Genomic DNA, 19,102 nt, shown 5'->3' with positions numbered 1-19,102 from the left:
AAGAGGAAATCAAAATGAAGAAAACATGGAAAGTGTTTTTAACTGTTTTAACAGCTCTTGTAGCTGTTGTGCTTGTGGCCTGTGGTCAAGGAACTGCTTCTAAGGATAATAAGGAAGCAGAACTTAAGAAAATCGACTTTATCCTAGACTGGACACCAAATACCAACCACACAGGGCTTTATGTGGCTAAGGAAAAAGGTTATTTCAAAGAAGCTGGAGTGGATGTTGATTTGAAATTGCCACCAGAAGAAAGTTCTTCTGACTTGGTTATTAACGGTAAGGCACCATTTGCAGTCTATTTCCAAGACTATATGGCTAAAAAATTGGAAAAAGGCGCAGGAATCACTGCAGTTGCAGCTATTGTTGAACACAATACATCAGGAATCATCTCTCGTAAATCTGACAATGTAGCTAGTCCAAAAGACTTGGTTGGTAAGAAATACGGAACTTGGAATGATCCAACTGAACTTGCTATGTTGAAAACCTTGGTAGAATCACAAGGTGGGGACTTTGATAAAGTCGAAAAAGTACCAAACAACGACTCAAACTCAATCACACCAATTGCTAATGGAGTATTTGACACTGCTTGGATCTACTACGGTTGGGATGGAATTCTTGCTAAATCTCAAGGTGTAGATGCTAACTTCATGTATTTGAAAGACTATGTCAAGGAGTTTGACTACTATTCACCAGTTATCATCGCAAACAACGACTATCTGAAAGACAATAAAGAAGAAGCTCGTAAAGTCATCCAAGCTATCAAAAAAGGTTACCAATATGCCATGGAACATCCAGAAGAAGCTGCGGATATTCTCATCAAGAATGCACCTGAGCTCAAGGAAAAACGTGACTTTGTCATCGAATCTCAAAAATACTTGTCAAAAGAATACGCAAGCGACAAGGAAAAATGGGGTCAATTTGATGCAACACGCTGGAATGCCTTCTACAAATGGGATAAAGAAAATGGTATCCTTAAAGAAGACTTGACAGACAAAGGCTTCACCAACGAATTTGTAAAATAATGACAGAAATTAGACTAGAACACGTCAGTTATGCTTATGGTCAGGAGAGGATTTTAGAGGATATCAATCTGAAAGTGACTTCAGGTGAAGTGGTTTCTATCCTAGGTCCAAGTGGTGTAGGAAAGACCACCCTCTTTAATCTAATCGCTGGGATTTTAGAAGTCCAGTCAGGGCGAATTGTTCTGGACGGTGAGGAGAATCCCAAGGGGCGGGTGAGTTATATGTTGCAAAAGGACTTGCTCTTGGAGCACAAGACGGTGCTTGGCAATATCATTCTGCCCCTCTTGATTCAAAAGGTGGATAAGGCAGAAGCTATTGCTCGCGCAGATGAAATTCTTGCGACCTTTCAGTTGACAGCTGTACGAGACAAGTATCCCCATGAACTTAGTGGTGGGATGCGCCAGCGTGTAGCCTTACTTCGTACCTATCTTTTCGGGCACAAGCTCTTTCTCTTAGATGAAGCCTTTAGCGCTTTGGATGAGATGACCAAGATGGAACTCCACGCTTGGTACCTTGAGATTCATAAGCAGTTACAATTGACGACCCTGATCATCACGCATAGTATCGAGGAGGCTCTCAGTCTCAGCGACCGCATCTATATCTTGAAAAATCGCCCTGGGCAGATTGTTTCAGAAATTAAACTAGATTGGTCTGAAGGTGAGGACAAGGAAGTCCAAAAGATTGCCTACAAACGTCAAATTTTGGCAGAATTAGGCTTAGATAAATAGAAAAATAGGGAGTTGGTGAAGATTATCCTTTACCAGCGCCCTTTTTCTTTTAAAAATGAGAAAATTTCGGTATAATAGTCAAAGATAGTCAAGGTTTAAAGAGAGAGGTGGGTTTGTAATGAGATTTAAAAATACATCGGATCATATTGAGGCCTACATCAAGGCGATTTTAGATCAATCTGGAATTGTGGAGTTGCAACGGAGTCAGTTGGCGGATACCTTTCAGGTTGTTCCTAGTCAGATTAACTATGTGATCAAGACACGCTTTACGGAAAGTAGAGGCTACTTGGTTGAAAGTAAGCGTGGTGGCGGAGGCTATATTCGTATAGGACGGATTGAGTTTTCTAGTCATCATGAAATGCTCCGAGAACTGCTTTACTCGATTGGTGAGCGGGTCAGTCAAGAAATTTATGAGGATATTCTACAGCTTTTGGTTGAGCAGGAATTGATGACCAAGCAGGAGATGAATTTGCTGATGACAGTAGCTTTGGATCGCGTTCTAGGAGAAGAAGCTCCAGTCCTTCGTGCTAATATGCTACGACAGGTCATACAAGAGGTAGATAGAAAAGGGAAGTAAGATGAACTATTCAAAAGCATTGAATGAATGTATCGAAAGTGCCTACATGGTGGCTGGCCATTTTGGAGCTCGTTACCTAGAGTCTTGGCACTTGTTGATTGCTATGTCCAATCACAGTTATAGTGTGGCAGGGGCAACTTTAAATGATTATCCATATGAGATGGACCGTTTAGAAGAGGTCGCTTTGGAACTGACTGAAACGGACTATAGCCAGGATGAAATCTTTACGGAATTGCCGTTTTCTCATCGTTTGCAGGTCCTTCTTGATGAAGCAGAGTATGTAGCGTCAGTGGTCCATGCTAAGGTGCTAGGGACAGAGCACCTCCTCTATGCGATTTTGCATGATGGCAATGCCTTGGCGACTCGTATCTTGGAGAGGGCTGGTTTTTCTTATGAAGACAAGAAAGATCAGGTTAAGATTGCTGCCCTACGTCGAAATTTAGAAGAACGTGCAGGCTGGACTCGTGAAGACCTCAAGGCCCTACGCCAACGCCATCGTACAGTAGCTGACAAGCAAAATTCTATGGCTAATATGATGGGCATGCCCCAGACTCCGAGTGGTGGTCTCGAGGACTATACGCATGATTTGACAGAGCAAGCTCGTTCTGGCAAGTTAGAACCAGTCATCGGTCGGGACAAGGAAATCTCACGTATGATTCAAATCTTGAGCCGGAAGACTAAGAACAACCCTGTCTTGGTTGGGGATGCTGGTGTCGGGAAAACTGCTTTGGCGCTTGGTCTTGCCCAGCGTATTGCTAGTGGTGATGTACCTGCGGAAATGGCTAAGATGCGCGTGTTAGAGCTTGACTTGATGAATGTCGTGGCAGGGACACGCTTCCGTGGTGACTTTGAAGAACGCATGAACAATATCATCAAGGATATTGAAGAAGATGGTCAAGTTATCCTCTTTATCGATGAACTTCACACTATCATGGGTTCTGGTAGTGGGATTGATTCGACCCTGGATGCGGCTAATATCTTGAAGCCAGCCTTGGCGCGTGGAACTTTGAGAACGGTTGGTGCGACTACTCAGGAAGAATATCAAAAACATATCGAAAAAGATGCAGCCCTTTCTCGTCGATTCGCCAAAGTGACGATTGAAGAGCCAAGTGTGGCAGATAGCATGACCATTTTGCAAGGTTTGAAGGCGACTTATGAGAAACATCACCGTGTGCAAATCACAGATGAAGCGGTTGAAACAGCCGTCAAGATGGCTCATCGTTACTTGACTAGTCGCCATTTGCCAGACTCTGCTATCGACCTCTTAGATGAGGCGGCAGCAACAGTGCAAAATAAGGCAAAGCATGTAAACGCAGACGATTCTGGCTTGAGTCCAGCTGACAAGGCCTTGATGGATGGTAAGTGGAAACAGGCTGCTCAACTAATTGCAAAAGAAGAGGAAGTGCCTGTCTATAAAGACTTGGTGACAGAGTCTGATATTTTGACTACCTTGAGTCGCTTATCAGGTATTCCAGTTCAAAAACTGACTCAAACGGATGCCAAGAAATACCTGAATCTGGAAGCTGAATTGCACAAACGTGTTATCGGGCAAGATCAAGCTGTTTCAAGCATTAGCCGTGCGATTCGCCGCAATCAGTCAGGGATTCGCAGTCACAAGCGTCCGATTGGTTCCTTTATGTTCTTAGGGCCTACAGGTGTCGGTAAGACCGAATTGGCTAAGGCTCTGGCAGAAGTTCTTTTTGACGACGAATCAGCTCTTATCCGCTTTGATATGAGTGAGTATATGGAGAAATTCGCAGCCAGCCGTCTCAATGGAGCTCCTCCGGGTTATGTGGGTTATGAAGAAGGTGGGGAGTTGACCGAGAAGGTTCGCAACAAACCATACTCCGTTCTTCTCTTTGACGAGGTAGAAAAGGCCCACCCAGACATCTTTAATGTTCTCTTGCAGGTTTTGGATGACGGTGTCTTGACAGATAGCAAGGGACGCAAGGTTGACTTTTCAAATACTATTATCATCATGACGTCAAACCTTGGTGCGACAGCCCTTCGTGATGACAAGACTGTCGGATTTGGGGCTAAGGACATTCGTTTTGACCAGGAAAATATGGAAAAACGAATGTTTGAAGAGCTTAAAAAAGCTTATAGACCTGAGTTTATCAACCGTATTGATGAAAAGGTGGTCTTCCATAGCCTGTCTAGTGACCATATGCAGGAAGTGGTGAAGATTATGGTCAAACCTTTAGTGGCAAGTTTGGCTGAAAAAGGCATTGACTTGAAATTACAAGCTTCAGCACTGAAATTGTTGGCAAATCAAGGATATGACCCAGAGATGGGAGCTCGTCCACTTCGCAGAACCCTGCAAACAGAAGTGGAGGACAAGTTGGCAGAACTTCTTCTTAAGGGAGAATTAGAGGCAGGCAGCACACTTAAGATTGGTGTCAAAGCAGGCCAGTTAAAATTTGATATTGCATAAAAGAATAAAAGTATCAGCATCTGACCGTAAGTCACAGTGGAGTGATACTCAATGAAAATCAAAGAGCAAACTAGGAAGCTAGCCACAGGTTGCTCACAACACTGTTTTGAGGTTGCAGATAGAGATGACGTGGTTTGAAGAGATTTTCGAAGAGTATGAAACTAAAACCTATAGCTTCTAAAGGATCCGTGGTTTTCACTATTCAACCTAAAATTCATATGTTTATTACCCTCCATCGTATTTGTCTTAGAGCGTGTGTAGTAGAAAAAGAGCAGTCTTATCTGAAATTTTTATCCTTTCAAAAGAGACCTGTTTCTTTTTTGCCTGTCAAATCCGTTCTAGCTTGTATTTGAAAAATCAAACTAAGCTGCAAGATGAATGATTTTCTTGTATTGACGTTGTTGTTGACAACAAGTAGCGAGTAAATGAAATCCATTCCATTAGCATAGATGATAGGCTGGTAGAAAATTTTCAAATAGCATACAGGAAATAGATGTGTGAAGTTCCGGTAGTAGAAAGGGAGAAAGATGAACATTTTAGTTGCAGATGACGAGGAAATGATTAGAGAAGGAATTGCAGCATTTCTGACAGAAGAGGGTTATCATGTCATTATGGCTAAGGATGGACAAGAGGCCTTGGAAAAATTTCAAGATCTCCCTATCCATCTCATGGTACTGGATTTAATGATGCCTAGGAAGAGTGGTTTTGAAGTGTTAAAAGAAATCAATCAAGAGCACGATATTCCTGTCATCGTCTTGAGTGCTCTGGGAGATGAAACTACTCAGTCACAGGTATTTGATCTCTATGCTGATGATCATGTGACAAAGCCTTTTTCTTTGGTACTGCTTGCCAAGCGTATTAAAGCGCTTATCAGACGTTACTACGTCATAGAGGATCTTTGGCAATATCAGGATGTAACAGTGGATTTTACCTCTTACAAAGCACATTATAAAAATGAAGAAATTGATCTCAAACCAAAGGAATTATTGGTACTAAAGTGTTTGATTCAACATAAAAATCAAGTTTTAAGTAGAGAGCAGATATTGGAAGAAATTTCAAAAGATGTAGCTGATTTACCTTGTGATAGGGTCGTTGATGTCTATATTCGTACTCTTCGCAAAAAATTAGCTTTAGATTGCATTGTGACTGTGAAAAATGTTGGGTATAAGATTAGCTTATGATAAAAAATTCTAAATTATTAACCAAGTCTTTTTTAAGAAGTTTTGCAATTCTAGGTGGTATTGGTCTAGTTATTCATATAGCTATTTATTTGACCTTTCCTTTTTATTATATTCAATTGGAGGGGGAAAAGTTTAATGAGAGTGCAAGAGTGTTTACGGAGTATTTAAAGACTAAGACAGCTGATGAAATTCCAAGCTTACTCCAGTCTTATTCAAAGTCCTTGACTATATCTGCTCACCTTAAAAGAGATATCTTAGATAAGCGGCTTCCTCTTGTGCATGACTTGGATATTAAAGATGGGGAGCTATCAAATTATATCGTGATGTTAGATAAGCCTGTTAGTACAGCAGATGGTAAACAGGTAACGGTGCAGTTTGTGCAGGGAGTGGATATCTACAAAGAAGCAAAGAATATTTTGCTTTTGTATCTCCCATATACATTTTTGGTTACAATTGCTTTTTCCTTTGTTTTTTCTTATTTTTATACGAAACGCTTGCTCAATCCTCTTTTTTACATTTCAGAAGTGACTAGTAAGATGCAAGATTTGGATGACAATATTCGTTTTGATGAAAGCAGAAAAGATGAAGTTGGTGAAGTTGGAAAGCAGATTAATGGTGTGTATGAGCACTTGTTGAAGGTTATTCATGAGTTGGAAAATCGTAATGAGCAAATTGTAAAATTGCAAAATCAAAAGGTTTCCTTTGTCCGTGGAGCATCACATGAATTAAAGACACCTCTAGCTACTCTCAGGATTATCTTAGAAAATATGCAATATAATGTGGGAGATTATAAAGATCATCCTAAGTATCTTGAAAAGAGTATTGATAAAATTGATCAGATGAGTTTCTTGCTAGAGGAAGTGTTGGAATCTTCTAAATTTCAAGAATGGACAGAGTGCAGTGAGATTTTAATGGTAAATACCGTTTTGACAGATGTTTTGTCTCGATATCAGGAATTGGCATTTTCTAAAAATCTTGTGATTGATAATCAGTTGACTACTGATACAAAAGTAAGGATGAGTTTGAAGGCTTTGGATAAAGTCTTGACAAATCTTATCAGTAATGCTATCAAATACTCAGATCAATCTGGCATTGTGACTATTTCTGAGCAAGATGGTTATCTTTCTATTAGGAATACATGTGCTCCTTTGAATCAGGAAGAGTTAGAACATTTATTTGATATTTTTTACCATTCACAAATTGTAACAGATAGAGAAACAGGATCAGGATTGGGTCTTTATATTGTTAAGAATATCTTAGAGAGTCATCGTATGTCCTATAGTTTCTTGCCTTATGAACAAGGGATGGAATTTAAAATCTGCTTGTTACCAGATAGTTAGCTTTAGTAAGACTCTTTTCTTACTTGAGGATAATTTAAGGAAGCATAGTTTGAATGGTAGTGATAGAGTAAATCAAAGAACGGAATCAGTTTTCGTTCTTTTTCTTTTTCAATTCATATTGGGTTAACATAGAGATGTTACAGTAGTGGTAAAGAAAGGGGATCGTGATGATAGCAATAATCATTATCTGTGTATTTTTAATTCGCTTGTTGTTCCTAAAGAAATCAATTGCAAATGAAAAACGGCTTCGTAGGGATGGTGGGCGAGAATTTGGCATTAAAAATACCAAACGTCTTACCTTGGTTCATATTGTTTTTTATCTGGCTTGTTTTATGGAAGCCCTAGTCTATCGACCGTCTTTCAATATGATGAGTGTTGTGGGTTTGGTGCTCCTGATATTTTCTATGTTGATGTTGCTACTTGTTATTCATCTGCTTGGGGATATTTGGACAGTCAAGTTGATGTTAGCACCGAATCATAAGTTTGTGGATCATGTCTTATTTAGGACAGTAAAACATCCCAATTACTTTTTAAATATCCTTCCTGAGTTGATTGGCTTGACCTTGCTGAGTCATGCCTATATGACTTTTGTTTTAGTTTTTCCAGTTTATGCAGTTGTTTTGTATCGACGAATAGCTGAAGAGGAAAAGTTATTACATGAAGTTATAATCCCAAATGGAAGCATAAAGAGATAAATACAAGATTCAATTCATATACAGTTCATATTGAAATGATATAGTAGTGTTAAGAAAAATATTGGAGGAAATAATTATGTTTGCATCAAAAAGTGAAAGAAAAGTACGTTATTCAATTCGTAAATTTAGTATTGGAGTAGCTAGTGTAGTAGTTGCTAGTCTGTTCTTAGGAGGAGTAGTCCATGCAGAAGGGGTTGGAGGTGGAAATAGCCCCATGGTTACATCTAGTGGGCAAGATAGGTTGAAGGAATATAGACAGCAGTTGATAAAAGAGTTGGAAGATACGGATTTATCTAGTAGTCGAAAAACTTATTACCAAAAACAAATTGAAACAGAGACAGATGCTTCAAAGTTGACGGAACTAGGGAATAATTTTCATAATGAAAGTCGGATAGATCATGATCAAGCTGTTGACCAAGCTAGCACTAGTTTGTCTATGTATATGACTAACCTTCTAAATGAATTAGATAGTTCTGCTTCTGGATTTGAAGGGGTTCTCAAGCAAGCTATGGAAATTGTAAAAGAGTATCAACGTAAATTTGGTGAAGATCACAATAGAAAAGAAATAGAGCAACTGCAACAAGAGGGGCAAACGAAGCTAGATAAATTGGTAGGGGACTTTAAGAATAGTTTATCAAATCAACAAAGTAAACCATCAGGAAATTCTAATTCTTCTAATGGTAGAGGTGATACGACTAAGCCTGCGAATCAAGGATTAGATTCTGATTCACCTTCTGGAAAAGAACATAATAATCTAACTCCACCAAAAGTAGAAAATCAAGGAGGAAATATAGTTTCTACTGAAAAAACTACGGAGACAAATCTTAAAGAAGCTAAAGAAACAGCTAAAACAACTTTGGATAATTATAGAAAAAGTCGTTTAACAAAATTAAATCCAGCTGCTTTTTGGTTTGGAGACCTCTTGTTGGCGTCTCAAAAGACTTTATCCGAATATAGTGCGCAATTTGATAGTGCTTCGAGTAAAGAAGAAGTGGAAGCTCTGATAGAAAAATCTAAACAGGCAATTGATGAACTGATAGCTACTCATCAAAATAGAGAAATCAGCTTAGAGCGAAATAAGGCAAAGGAAGCGGTCACTAAACATCTAACAGGTTTATTGGATGACATCAAGAAAAATTTAGAAAAAGAGCAACATATCAATACTGTAGAGCTAATTAAAAATCTAAAAGATATTGAAAAAACGTATTTGCATAAATTAGATGAATCAACCCAAAAAGCCCAACTACAGAATCTGGTTACAGAAAGTCAATCAAAACTAGATGAAGCTTTGTCTAACTTTAAAAAGGGCTTATCTTCTTCGTCAAATTCAGGATCTTCCACTAAACCAGAAACTCCAGAAAAACCAGAGGAACCTACTCCAAGCAAACCTGCGGAAAAAGAGCAGAACCCATCAGGATCCACTGCAGGAAGTCAATCCGGTTCTACCAGCTCTTCAGGAAGTTCTAGTGCTTCCACTAAACCAAAATCTCCAGAAAAACCAGAGCGACCTGCTCCAAGCAAACCTGCGGAAAAGGAGCAGAACCCATCAGGTTCAACCACAGGAAGTCACTCCGGTTCCACCAGCTCTTCAGGAAGTTCTAGTGCTTCCACTAAACCAAAATCTCCAGAAAAATCAGAGCGACCTGCTCCAAGCAAACCTGCGGAAAAGGAGCAGAACCCATCAGGTTCAACCACAGGAAGTCACTCCGGTTCCACTAGCTCTTCAGGAAGTTCTAGTACTTCCACTAAACCAAAATCTCCAGAAAAACCAGAGCGACCTGCTCCAAGCAAACCATCAGGAAACGAGACAGATTCTTCATCTCCTACAAGATCTAACAGTCTTTCTCCTACTCTCTCATCTCAACCGACATCTCCTGTTCAAAAGGTATTTACAGCTCAAAATGGAAATGCCAAGATTACTGTTATGTTTGAAACTGCTACAGAAGCAGACTCTGTCAATCTTAAAGAGGTAACAACAAAAGAAATGATTGATAATGTTACCCGTCAAATAGGGCAAGGAACAGTGCGCATATTTGATATTTCTCTTTCAAAAGATGGAAAAGAAACCCATGTGAAGGGAGAAAGAGTAGTTCGTCTTGCAATTGGTAATATTGATTCTGAGATTCAAGTTTACCATGTGAAGGAAAATGGAGAATTGGAGTTGCTCCCATCAACAGTTGAAAATGGGCAAGTCGTTTTCAAAACGAGTCATTTCAGCTTATTTGCGATTAAAACACTTCCTAAAAAACAAATGGCTACAGAGCCAGAGGCAAATAGGGAAGGAAAAACTCAATCTGATGATAAGGAAATGGTTCTTCTTGCTGATAAAGCAAATCAAATGAGTGAAAATCGTTCAAATTCAGATAAAAAAGATAAGCAAGCGCTCCCATCAACTGGAACAATGTCAACGTTGCTTATGGAATTCTTGGGTCTTATATCTCTAGTAGGTGTTTATCTATTAAAAGGAAAAAAGACGGAGAATGACTAATTTCATATAGATATTGCTTGCTTATATAAATCAAAGAAACCCGTAAACTTTAAGATAGTTACGGGTTTTGGTCTATTAAGCCTTATCCAATTGCAAGAGGGCTTCAATCTCTGCTAGGGTGCTAGCTTGTGAAATGGCTCCACGGAGTTTGGCAGCGCCAGAAGTTCCACGGAGGTAGTGGGGAGCGAGGCCACGGAATTCACGAACTGCGACGTTTTCTCCTTTGAGGTTAATCAAGCGTTTCAAGTGTTCGTAGGCGATTTTCATCTTGTCTTCAAAGGTCAAATCAGGGAGGATTTCTCCTGTTTCAAAGTAATGGTTGATTTGGTTGAAGAGGTAAGGATTCCCCATGGCAGCGCGGCCAATCATGACTGCGTCAGCACCGACTTCTTCGATACGTTGTTTGGCTTCTTGAACAGTACGGATGTCACCGTTGGCGATAAATGGAATCTTGGTCAAAGCTTGAGCTACGTCGTGCAGGGTCTCAAGGTCTGCGTGACCTGTATACATTTGCTCACGGGTACGGCCATGCATAGCAAGGGCAGAAACACCTGCAGCTTCAGCAGCGAGGGCATTTTCTACTGCCAGAGATGGGTCAGCCCAGCCGGTACGCATTTTGACAGTAAGTGGAATATCAAGGACAGATTGAACCTTGTTGATGATAGAGTAAATCTTATCTGGATCCTTGAGCCACATAGCGCCAGCTTCGTTCTTCACAATTTTGTTAACTGGGCAGCCCATGTTGATATCGACGATATCGGTTTTGGTGTTTTCTTGGATGAATTCTGCTGCGCGTGCGAGGCTGTCTTCATCACTACCAAAAAGTTGGATAGAGACAGGGTTTTCGCCCTCATCGATATGAAGCATGTGCAGGGTTTTTTCGTTGTTGTATTGGATTCCCTTGTCAGAGACCATTTCCATGACAACGAGTCCAGCTCCGAGCTCTTTTGCGATGGTACGAAAGGCTGAGTTGGTCACACCAGCCATGGGTGCTAAAACGGTACGATTGGGAATCTCAACATTGCCAATCATAAAAGGTGTATTAAGATTTGTCACGAATGAGTTCCTCCAGGTCGTTTTCATCAAAGTTGTAAGTAGTTTGGCAGAATTGACAAGTGATTTCTGCCCCGTGGTCTTCCTCTTTCATTTCCTGTAGGTCTGAGCTTGGAAGGCTGGCAAGAGCGTTCATAAAGCGCTCATGGCTACAGTCACATTGGAAACGGATTTCTTCTTCAGAAAGACTCTTGTAGGCCTCGTCACCGTAGATAGCCTTGAGGAGGGCTTCGATATGGTCTTCACTTTCGAGAAGCGTTGAGATAGCTGGCATTTCTTGGATGCGTTTTTCAAAGCGAGCAATCTCTTCTTCCTTGGCTCCTGGTAAGACTTGGACTAGGAAACCGCCAGCAACCTTAACCTTGTCTTCTTCGTCCAAAAGGACATTGAGACCGACTGCAGAAGGGGTCTGTTGGCTTTCAGTTAGGTAAAAGGCAAGGTCTTCACCAATCTCTCCAGAGATGAGTGGGGTCAAGGAAGTATAAGGATTTCCAATGCCGTAGTCTGTGATAACGAGAAATTGACCATTTCCAACAAAAGGTCCGACTAGAACTTCACCAGTTGCAGTCTTTTTGATGTCAACACCGGGATTTTGAACGTAACCTTTGACGTTCCCCTTGGTATCAGCAACGGTGATAATGGCTCCTAGAGAGCTAGTTCCCAGTACCTTCACTGTTAGTTTGGTATTTCCTTTTTCATTGGCTGCGAGAATCTGGCTAGCGATAAGAGTTCGACCAAGCGCTACAGTTGAGCTAGCTTGGGTTTTGTGTTTTTCTTGAGCAGTGCGGACGGTTTCTGTGCTATCAAGGACAAAAGCACGAAAGGCTCCGCTTTCTGATATTGTTTTAATAATTTTATCCATAGCTACTATTTTAGCATAAAAATGCCCAAAGGGGGAGCCGTGTGTTTGTTGATTTTTAGGATAATGGACTAGGAAATCAGCATGAAAATAAAAAGAGAAACAGATTATTTCAGCATTTGTAAGATTTATGCTATGCTTAAGATAGAAAATGAAAGGGGTAACAAATGTATTTAGGAGATTTGATGGAGAAAGCCGAGTGTGGTCAATTTTCAATCCTTTCCTTTCTATTACAAGAGTCTCAGACGACCGTCAAGGCTGTAATGGAAGAAACAGGATTTTCAAAAGCAACCCTAACCAAATATGTCACCCTGCTCAATGATAAGGCTTTGGACAGTGGCTTAGATCTGATTATTCATTTAGAAGATGAAAATCTGCGTCTATCAATCGGTGCAGCTACCAAGGGGAGAGAGATTCGGAGCCTGTTTTTGGAGAATGCTGTTAAATACCAGATTGTGGTCTATCTTCTCTACCACCAACAGTTTTTAGCCCATCAGCTGGCTCAAGAATTGATGATTAGTGAGGCAACGCTTGGTCGTCACTTAGCTGGTTTAAATCAGATTTTGTCAGAATTTGATTTATCCATCCAAAATGGACGTTGGCGAGGTCCAGAGCATCAGATTCGCTATTTCTATTTCTGTCTTTTCCGCAAGGTCTGGTCGAGTCAGGAATGGGAAGGTCATATGCAGAAACCAGAGAGAAAGCAGGAAATTGCTACACTAGAAGAAATCTGCGGTGCAAGCTTGTCTTCGGGGCAGAAATTGGACTTGGTTCTCTGGGCTCATATCAGTCAACAACGTCTTCGGGTTAATGCCTGTCAGTTCCAAGTGATAGAAGAAAAAATGCGAGGGTATTTTGACAATATCTTTTATCTTCGTTTGCTGAGAAAGGCTCCGTCCTTTTTTGCTGGGCAACACCTTCCTCTAGGAACTGAGGATGGTGAGATGATGATATTCTTCTCTTTCCTCTTGTCTCATCGCATTCTTCCTCTTCATACTATGGAGTACATCCTTGGTTTTGGAGGGCAGTTGGTAGATTTGCTGACGCAATTGATTCAAGAAATGAAGAAGGAGGAGCTGCTGGGGGACTACACAGAGGACCATGTCACCTATGAACTTAGCCAGCTTTGTGCTCAAGTCTATCTCTATAAGGGTTATATTTTACAGGATCGCTACAAGTATCAGTTAGAGAATCGTCATCCTTATTTGTTGATGGAACATGATTTTAGGGGAACGGCAGAGGAGATTTTTCATGCTCTACCGGCCTTTCATCAGGGGACAGATTTAGATAAGAAAATTCTCTGGGAATGGCTCCAGTTAATCGAATATATGGCTGAAAATGGTGGCCAGCATATGCGGATTGGTCTGGATTTGACATCTGGTTTTCTTGTCTTTTCAAGAATGGCCGCCATTTTGAAACGGTATTTGGAATACAATCGTTTTATCACCATTGAAGCCTATGACCGAACTCGGCATTATGATTTGCTGGTTACCAATAATCCGATTCATAAGAAGGAACAGACCCCAGTTTATTATTTAAAAAACGACTTGGATATGGAAGATTTGGCAGGGATTCGTCAGATATTGTTTAGTTAAAGAAGATGGCAAAAAAAACTCAATTTTAGGAGAAAAAGAAGTAAAATTTTCTGCAATAAAACGCATATTATCGAGTCTTTTCAACACTTGACAATATGCGTTTGTTTGACTTTAAATTCTTTTTGCTCAGCCTTTTATTTTATATTCTTAGACAAAATTGCTAGAATTACCTCGTTATCATTTGTGTTATCTACTTTAATAAGACCTGTATCAATTCTACTAAATAATGAATTAATAATGATTAGTCTTTCCTCTTTATCAATATTTGTACCAGCATAAGTCAAAGATTGATAAAATCTAGTTAAAGCTGCTTTCTGTTTGTATTCGGTGGCTAAATGATGATTTGACATTACGATTTTTACCAGTATTCTAATTATATAGATAAAGAAAGAAATAACAGAAATAAATACGAATGATTCTGAAAGAAAAGGAATTTCTTTGATGATATCTAAAGAATAATTATGTATAACTGTAATTAATTTTGTCGAAGTAAAAATTAAAGCTAGTACAGTTACAATAAGGATGATAGTCCAATTTCTAGCCTGCTTTATATATTCTGTAGCACGTTTATTCCAGAGTTGTTCGGGTGCCTCCAATGATAGTTTATTCTTATAAGTCTCCTCTAAATGTTCAAGTTTATCTTTCTTTTCCTTTTGCCAACGATTTATTGAGCTTTGAAACTCTTTTAATTCTATGGCCTTATCATCAAATTGTTGTTGAATATCATTGTATCTGTTTTCGATAAAAGAGGTAATTTCTTTATATTGTTCATTAGAATTATCAGAAATTTCTTGTAACTTACTGGTTAATGGATATATAATATTTTTTTCAAAGTCGAATATATTTTCCCTAATATTAGAGAACTGTTTTCTAAGTAAATACAGAGCCGGATAGAATTGGTATGGATAAGAGCTTGAAAAATAATTGCCTATAGAACTTATATTCTTAGAGAGATAGATGTAACTTCTTATCGCTTCTGTAAGATTGTCTGTTGTTTGCTCTATATAGAATGAAACAAAACTCTTTATTTTTCGAATTTCTAAATCTTTATCAATAGGTGAATCAATTGATAGTATGTAAACAAGCTTCCCTTGCTCAGTAGTTTCACGACTACTTGACAAGTTATAATAAAGATAGTTATTTATAGTATCTGTATTTAGGTCGTCAATCTCAGAAAGAAATTTCCTTATGCCATTTATCTTATTATTCATGATTTGCCAATTTGAATAATAATTAGATGGTGCTTTTTCTGAAACAATCTTCCAATAGTCAAAATTAGTTTTTATTACTTTTTCAATTTGATCAAAAGTAAACATCGCTTCACGTTCGTTGAAGTTTATAGTATTGTTACTGTTAATTGTAAATCGAAATAAAATTTTATCATCCAAAAAATTAGATATTTGTTTGCTCGTAAAACTCATCATACTACCAGCCTATTTAGTCGTTTGAAACTTCTTATTTTTAATTAATATCCTAAAATAAGTGCTCTTACCATTTATTGATAAATCTTTTCCGTCATCTCCTTTTCGGAATCCAACAATTTCAAATTGATTTGGATTAAACTTATGAAGAAAAGTTATTGGAACTCCCATAACTCCTCGATAATCATAAGGAATATCTACTGTTTTATTGATATTGATACCGTTGTAATTATCGTAGGTTAAATATTGGTCTTCATTATTTTTATACTTTTTGGTAAGAATAATGTCCTCGTGCCTTTTGAAATTATCTAAATTTGTTAGCCATAAACAGTTATTAGGGGAAACAATTCTTTCACCACGTTCATTTATAGTGGTTTCTGTCCCATAGAGTTCATAGTGGTCTGGAACGATAAATCCAGAAATACCACGTCCCATATTTATCCCCATCCAAATTTTATTGTTTTCTATGAGTTTAAAAGTTTCTTTGTAAGTAATAGCATTAATATTGCCAATGATTAAAAATTGTTTATCATATTGAACAACTTGTGCAAGGAAGTCTCTGAAAAGTGAAAATGGTGGATTTGTTACCACTATATCTGCTTCTTTTAATAGTTTCATACTTTCCTCACTGCGGAAATCACCGTCACCTTTAAAAAATGTCACGTCATTTAGACTGGGAATAATGACCTCTTCTTTTTTCCCAGTGTATTCATAGTAAAAGCCATTTGAAATTTCTGAATTTAAGCTAAATAAATCAAATTGTTGTTCGATATAACAGGATGCAATCAGCTTTTTCAAACCAAGTTCATTAAAATTTTGAGCAAAATATCTATAAAAATTGCTAGTTCTGGGGTCATCACAATTGCAAAATATAATTTTGTTTTTGAAATGTACCTTGTAATGATGTAACTCCCTATCTATATCTTGTAGTTGAGTATAGAACTCATCATTTTTATTTTTTTTTGCCTTTCTTAAAAAATCATTTTCGTTTTTTCTCATTATCTTATTCCATACTCCTTGTTAATTGGTTAAAAATATCGCTTCCCAAAACTTTAAGAGACGTCTTAGCAACATCTAACATTATATTAAACATTTCCTGAGGATTCCAGTGACTTCCATCACCAGTTGTATAGATAGAGGTTGCTTGAAGCATTATTGATTTGTCTTTATTTTTTATAAATTTATTTTTGCACAAATTAGTATTGATTGGCATGCCGTAATTGGCAGCAGTTAGTCTGTCTAAGCGGTTTAGTATTCCTGAGTCATGTTCAAGTATAACAGACCGTCCGTCTGGCCGTATTACAGAGATAGTTTGCGTTAAAAAATTAGAACCTTCTAGAAAAATAATATAAGGGAAGTGTTCCTCGGATAGCATAAAATTTGCTATTTCAGCAATATTTTTATGTGAGCGTTCAATAGCATTTCCGGCAGCCATTAAATCTTGGTCGTTGTTTTTTCCTACTAGTTTACCTGATTTAATATTTTCAATATCTTTTCCTTGATGTTTAGCTTCTGTTACTAGAACTACACGCCAACTGCCTGAATCATCTTTTACCTCAATGATACCGCCGTCAGGAATAATACTTGCATTCTGTGTAAATAAAGTTTTTCCTAAATCTTTATCCAGCTTACTAAGATAATGATTAATCTCCTTTTTACTAACTGATTTTCTAAATCTAAACTCTAACATCGGATATAATTCCTCTAGTTTCGATTTTACTAGATGAGAGATAGTGCCTACGGCAATATCATGAGATTTTGCATCTTCTCCGAATATACCTACTACTCCTCTTGAATCTTTATGTTGGTTAGTTAGACGATTAGATTGATTCTTTTTAGCCATAAAATTCTCCCCTTTTTTATATTTTGAGGTGTTTTTAGTTATTAACAATATTATATCACACTATGAATGGGTATTAAATAATTGCATTATGTAAACTTTTCATATCGTAAATCTTAGCAAAAATACTCTTATTAGCTACTTCTTCATTAAAATAGGTTATTAAATCTAACTTTTGAGGTCTTTTTTGTGAAATTCACACAATCTCCTCACATTTTTTTAAAAATTAAAAAAAGTTGATGAACAAGAAAGCGCTTTATTTTGTATACTAGTTAGTGTAAAGAGGAAACACCTCAAGATCTTTATCAGGAGGACAGCACATGTCACAAGAAAAATACATTATGGCCATTGACCAGGGAACTACAAGTTCTCGTGCCATTATTTTCAACAAAAAAGGAGAAAAAGTTAGCTCGAGTCAAAAAGAGTTCACTCAGATTTTCCCTCAGGCAGGTTGGGTTGAGCACAATGCCAATGAAATTTGGAACTCTGTTCAGTCAGTTATTGCAGGTGCTTTCATCGAAAGTGGTGTCAAGCCAAATCAAATCGAAGCAATCGGGATTACCAACCAACGTGAAACAACGGTTGTCTGGGATAAGAAAACAGGACTTCCTATCTACAACGCAATCGTTTGGCAATCACGCCAAACTGCTCCTCTGGCTGAACAACTGAAAAGCCAAGGTTATGTGGAAAAATTCCATGAAAAGACTGGTTTGATCATCGATGCTTACTTCTCTGCTACCAAGGTTCGTTGGATTTTGGATCATGTAGAAGGCGCTCAAGAGCGAGCAGAAAAAGGGGAATTGCTCTTTGGTACCATCGATACTTGGTTGGTTTGGAAATTGACTGACGGTGCGGCTCACGTGACGGACTACTCAAATGCAGCTCGTACCATGCTTTATAACATTAAAGAACTCAAATGGGATGATGAGATTTTGGAAATCCTCAATATTCCGAAGGCTATGCTGCCAGAAGTTCGTTCTAACTCTGAAATTTACGGTAAGACAGCCCCATTCCATTTCTACGGTGGAGAAGTGCCAATCTCAGGTATGGCTGGTGACCAACAAGCAGCCCTCTTTGGACAGTTGGCCTTTGAACCAGGTATGGTTAAAAATACTTACGGAACAGGTTCTTTCATCATCATGAATACTGGTGAAGAAATGCAGTTATCTGAAAACAACCTCTTAACAACCATTGGTTACGGAATCAACGGCAAGGTTTACTATGCCTTGGAAGGTTCTATCTTCATCGCAGGAAGTGCTATTCAGTGGCTTCGTGATGGACTTCGCATGGTTGAAAATTCACCAGAATCTGAAAAATACGCTCGTGATTCTCACAATGATGATGAAGTTTATGTCGTTCCAGCCTTTACAGGACTAGGAGCACCATACTGGAACCAAAACGCTCGCGGTTCTGTCTTTGGATTGACTCGTGGAACAAGTAAAGAAGACTTTATCAAGGCAACTTTGCAATCTATTGCTTATCAAGTGCGTGACATCATCGACACCATGCAAGTGGATGCGCAGACAGCTATCCAAGTCTTGAAAGTAGACGGTGGTGCAGCTATGAACAATTTCCTCATGCAGTTCCAAGCTGATATTTTGGGAATCGATATCGCACGCGCCAAAAACTTGGAAACAACAGCTTTGGGGGCAGCCTTCCTAGCAGGTTTGTCAGTAGGTTACTGGAAGGACTTGGATGAGTTGAAACTCTTGAATGAGACAGGAGAACTCTTTGAACCATCTATGAATGAATCTCGCAAGGAACAACTCTACAAGGGCTGGAAGAAAGCTGTGAAAGCAACCCAAGTCTTTGCGGAAGTAGACGACTAATACTGGAAGAATAAAGCGACTTAGTTAGAAAGTGTGTAAA

The 19,102-nt window shown here is 38.7% G+C and carries 15 protein-coding genes; 10 read left to right on the top strand and 5 right to left on the bottom strand.

Annotated elements, in window-relative coordinates:
• Positions 1 to 14 precede the first annotated feature (14 nt).
• The 8 genes from HT730_RS01145 (at position 15) to HT730_RS01110 (ending at position 10,465) form a co-directional block, all read left to right on the top strand.
• Positions 15 to 1,022 (top strand): ABC transporter substrate-binding protein, encoded by a 1,008-nt coding sequence (locus HT730_RS01145; RefSeq protein ID WP_173306555.1) that lies wholly within the window; start codon positions 15 to 17, stop codon positions 1,020 to 1,022.
• Positions 1,022 to 1,750 carry an ABC transporter ATP-binding protein gene (locus HT730_RS01140; protein ID WP_173306554.1) on the top strand — a complete coding sequence of 243 codons (729 nt, stop codon included), beginning with the start codon at positions 1,022 to 1,024 and terminating at the stop codon, positions 1,748 to 1,750. Before HT730_RS01145 ends, HT730_RS01140 begins: the two co-directional genes overlap by 1 nt.
• Before the next feature lie 118 nt (positions 1,751 to 1,868).
• Entirely contained in the window at positions 1,869 to 2,327 is a 459-nt protein-coding gene (locus HT730_RS01135) for a CtsR family transcriptional regulator (RefSeq protein ID WP_033689565.1), read from the top strand.
• A gap of 1 nt (position 2,328) precedes the next feature.
• Entirely contained in the window at positions 2,329 to 4,761 is a 2,433-nt protein-coding gene (locus tag HT730_RS01130; protein WP_173306553.1) for an ATP-dependent Clp protease ATP-binding subunit, read from the top strand.
• 527 nt (positions 4,762 to 5,288) lie between these two features.
• Complete coding sequence (gene rr06 / locus HT730_RS01125) at positions 5,289 to 5,942, top strand: two-component system response regulator RR06 (RefSeq protein ID WP_049513297.1); 654 nt, start codon at positions 5,289 to 5,291, stop codon at positions 5,940 to 5,942.
• Positions 5,939 to 7,282 (top strand): HAMP domain-containing sensor histidine kinase, encoded by a 1,344-nt coding sequence (locus HT730_RS01120; protein ID WP_173306552.1) that lies wholly within the window; start codon positions 5,939 to 5,941, stop codon positions 7,280 to 7,282. Before rr06 ends, HT730_RS01120 begins: the two co-directional genes overlap by 4 nt.
• 167 nt (positions 7,283 to 7,449) lie before the next feature.
• Entirely contained in the window at positions 7,450 to 7,977 is a 528-nt protein-coding gene (locus HT730_RS01115) for an isoprenylcysteine carboxyl methyltransferase family protein (protein WP_173306551.1), read from the top strand.
• Positions 7,978 to 8,053: 76 nt separating this feature from the next.
• Positions 8,054 to 10,465, top strand: coding sequence for an RICH domain-containing protein (locus HT730_RS01110; RefSeq protein ID WP_173306584.1), 2,412 nt, complete (start codon positions 8,054 to 8,056; stop codon positions 10,463 to 10,465).
• 75 nt (positions 10,466 to 10,540) lie between these two features.
• Here HT730_RS01110 and dusB read toward each other — a convergent pair whose 3' ends face one another.
• Both dusB and hslO read right to left on the bottom strand, forming a co-directional pair.
• Positions 10,541 to 11,521 (bottom strand): tRNA dihydrouridine synthase DusB, encoded by a 981-nt coding sequence (gene dusB, locus HT730_RS01105; protein ID WP_033678731.1) that lies wholly within the window; start codon positions 11,519 to 11,521, stop codon positions 10,541 to 10,543.
• A complete protein-coding gene (gene hslO / locus HT730_RS01100; protein WP_173306550.1) occupies positions 11,508 to 12,380 on the bottom strand; it encodes an Hsp33 family molecular chaperone HslO in 873 nt (290 codons plus the stop codon). Before hslO ends, dusB begins: the two co-directional genes overlap by 14 nt.
• A 164-nt stretch (positions 12,381 to 12,544) precedes the next feature.
• Between hslO and HT730_RS01095 the strand changes: the two genes are divergently transcribed.
• Positions 12,545 to 13,972, top strand: coding sequence for a helix-turn-helix domain-containing protein (locus HT730_RS01095; protein ID WP_173306549.1), 1,428 nt, complete (start codon positions 12,545 to 12,547; stop codon positions 13,970 to 13,972).
• 134 nt (positions 13,973 to 14,106) lie between these two features.
• Here the strand turns inward: HT730_RS01095 and HT730_RS01090 are convergent, their stop codons facing one another.
• Genes HT730_RS01090 through HT730_RS01080 form a run of 3 tightly spaced genes read right to left on the bottom strand, consistent with a single transcriptional unit; the run spans position 14,107 to position 17,236 of the window.
• Positions 14,107 to 15,393 (bottom strand): DUF6161 domain-containing protein, encoded by a 1,287-nt coding sequence (locus HT730_RS01090; RefSeq protein ID WP_023941169.1) that lies wholly within the window; start codon positions 15,391 to 15,393, stop codon positions 14,107 to 14,109.
• Positions 15,394 to 15,405: 12 nt separating this feature from the next.
• On the bottom strand, positions 15,406 to 16,392 hold the full coding sequence (locus HT730_RS01085; protein WP_173306548.1) for an adenine-specific methyltransferase EcoRI family protein: 987 nt from the start codon (positions 16,390 to 16,392) through the stop codon (positions 15,406 to 15,408).
• 4 nt (positions 16,393 to 16,396) lie between these two features.
• Positions 16,397 to 17,236, bottom strand: coding sequence for an EcoRI family type II restriction endonuclease (locus HT730_RS01080; RefSeq protein ID WP_023934038.1), 840 nt, complete (start codon positions 17,234 to 17,236; stop codon positions 16,397 to 16,399).
• A gap of 317 nt (positions 17,237 to 17,553) precedes the next feature.
• Between HT730_RS01080 and glpK the strand changes: the two genes are divergently transcribed.
• Complete coding sequence (glpK, locus tag HT730_RS01075; protein ID WP_049511829.1) at positions 17,554 to 19,062, top strand: glycerol kinase GlpK; 1,509 nt, start codon at positions 17,554 to 17,556, stop codon at positions 19,060 to 19,062.
• The last annotated feature ends 40 nt before the right edge of the window (positions 19,063 to 19,102 follow it).

This window comes from Streptococcus sp. k-628, from assembly GCF_013277475.1.
In the GTDB taxonomy this organism is placed as follows: Bacteria; Bacillota; Bacilli; order Lactobacillales; family Streptococcaceae; genus Streptococcus.
The sequence above is the reverse complement of the archived record's forward strand: the minus strand, read 5'-3'. Positions and strand labels throughout refer to the sequence as shown.

Excerpts from the sequence above, each read along its gene's own strand:
- HT730_RS01085 (WP_173306548.1), bottom strand. The coding sequence starts at position 16,392 with ATGAGAAAAAACGAAAATGATTTTTTAAGAAAGGCAAAAAAAAATAAA.
- HT730_RS01130 (WP_173306553.1), top strand. The coding sequence starts at position 2,329 with ATGAACTATTCAAAAGCATTGAATGAATGTATCGAAAGTGCCTACATG.
- HT730_RS01140 (WP_173306554.1), top strand. The coding sequence starts at position 1,022 with ATGACAGAAATTAGACTAGAACACGTCAGTTATGCTTATGGTCAGGAG.
- HT730_RS01115 (WP_173306551.1), top strand. The coding sequence starts at position 7,450 with ATGATAGCAATAATCATTATCTGTGTATTTTTAATTCGCTTGTTGTTC.
- HT730_RS01120 (WP_173306552.1), top strand. The coding sequence starts at position 5,939 with ATGATAAAAAATTCTAAATTATTAACCAAGTCTTTTTTAAGAAGTTTT.
- HT730_RS01090 (WP_023941169.1), bottom strand. The coding sequence starts at position 15,393 with ATGAGTTTTACGAGCAAACAAATATCTAATTTTTTGGATGATAAAATT.
- HT730_RS01110 (WP_173306584.1), top strand. The coding sequence starts at position 8,054 with ATGTTTGCATCAAAAAGTGAAAGAAAAGTACGTTATTCAATTCGTAAA.
- hslO (WP_173306550.1), bottom strand. The coding sequence starts at position 12,380 with ATGGATAAAATTATTAAAACAATATCAGAAAGCGGAGCCTTTCGTGCT.
- HT730_RS01080 (WP_023934038.1), bottom strand. The coding sequence starts at position 17,236 with ATGGCTAAAAAGAATCAATCTAATCGTCTAACTAACCAACATAAAGAT.
- rr06 (WP_049513297.1), top strand. The coding sequence starts at position 5,289 with ATGAACATTTTAGTTGCAGATGACGAGGAAATGATTAGAGAAGGAATT.
- HT730_RS01095 (WP_173306549.1), top strand. The coding sequence starts at position 12,545 with ATGTATTTAGGAGATTTGATGGAGAAAGCCGAGTGTGGTCAATTTTCA.
- HT730_RS01135 (WP_033689565.1), top strand. The coding sequence starts at position 1,869 with ATGAGATTTAAAAATACATCGGATCATATTGAGGCCTACATCAAGGCG.
- HT730_RS01145 (WP_173306555.1), top strand. The coding sequence starts at position 15 with ATGAAGAAAACATGGAAAGTGTTTTTAACTGTTTTAACAGCTCTTGTA.
- glpK (WP_049511829.1), top strand. The coding sequence starts at position 17,554 with ATGTCACAAGAAAAATACATTATGGCCATTGACCAGGGAACTACAAGT.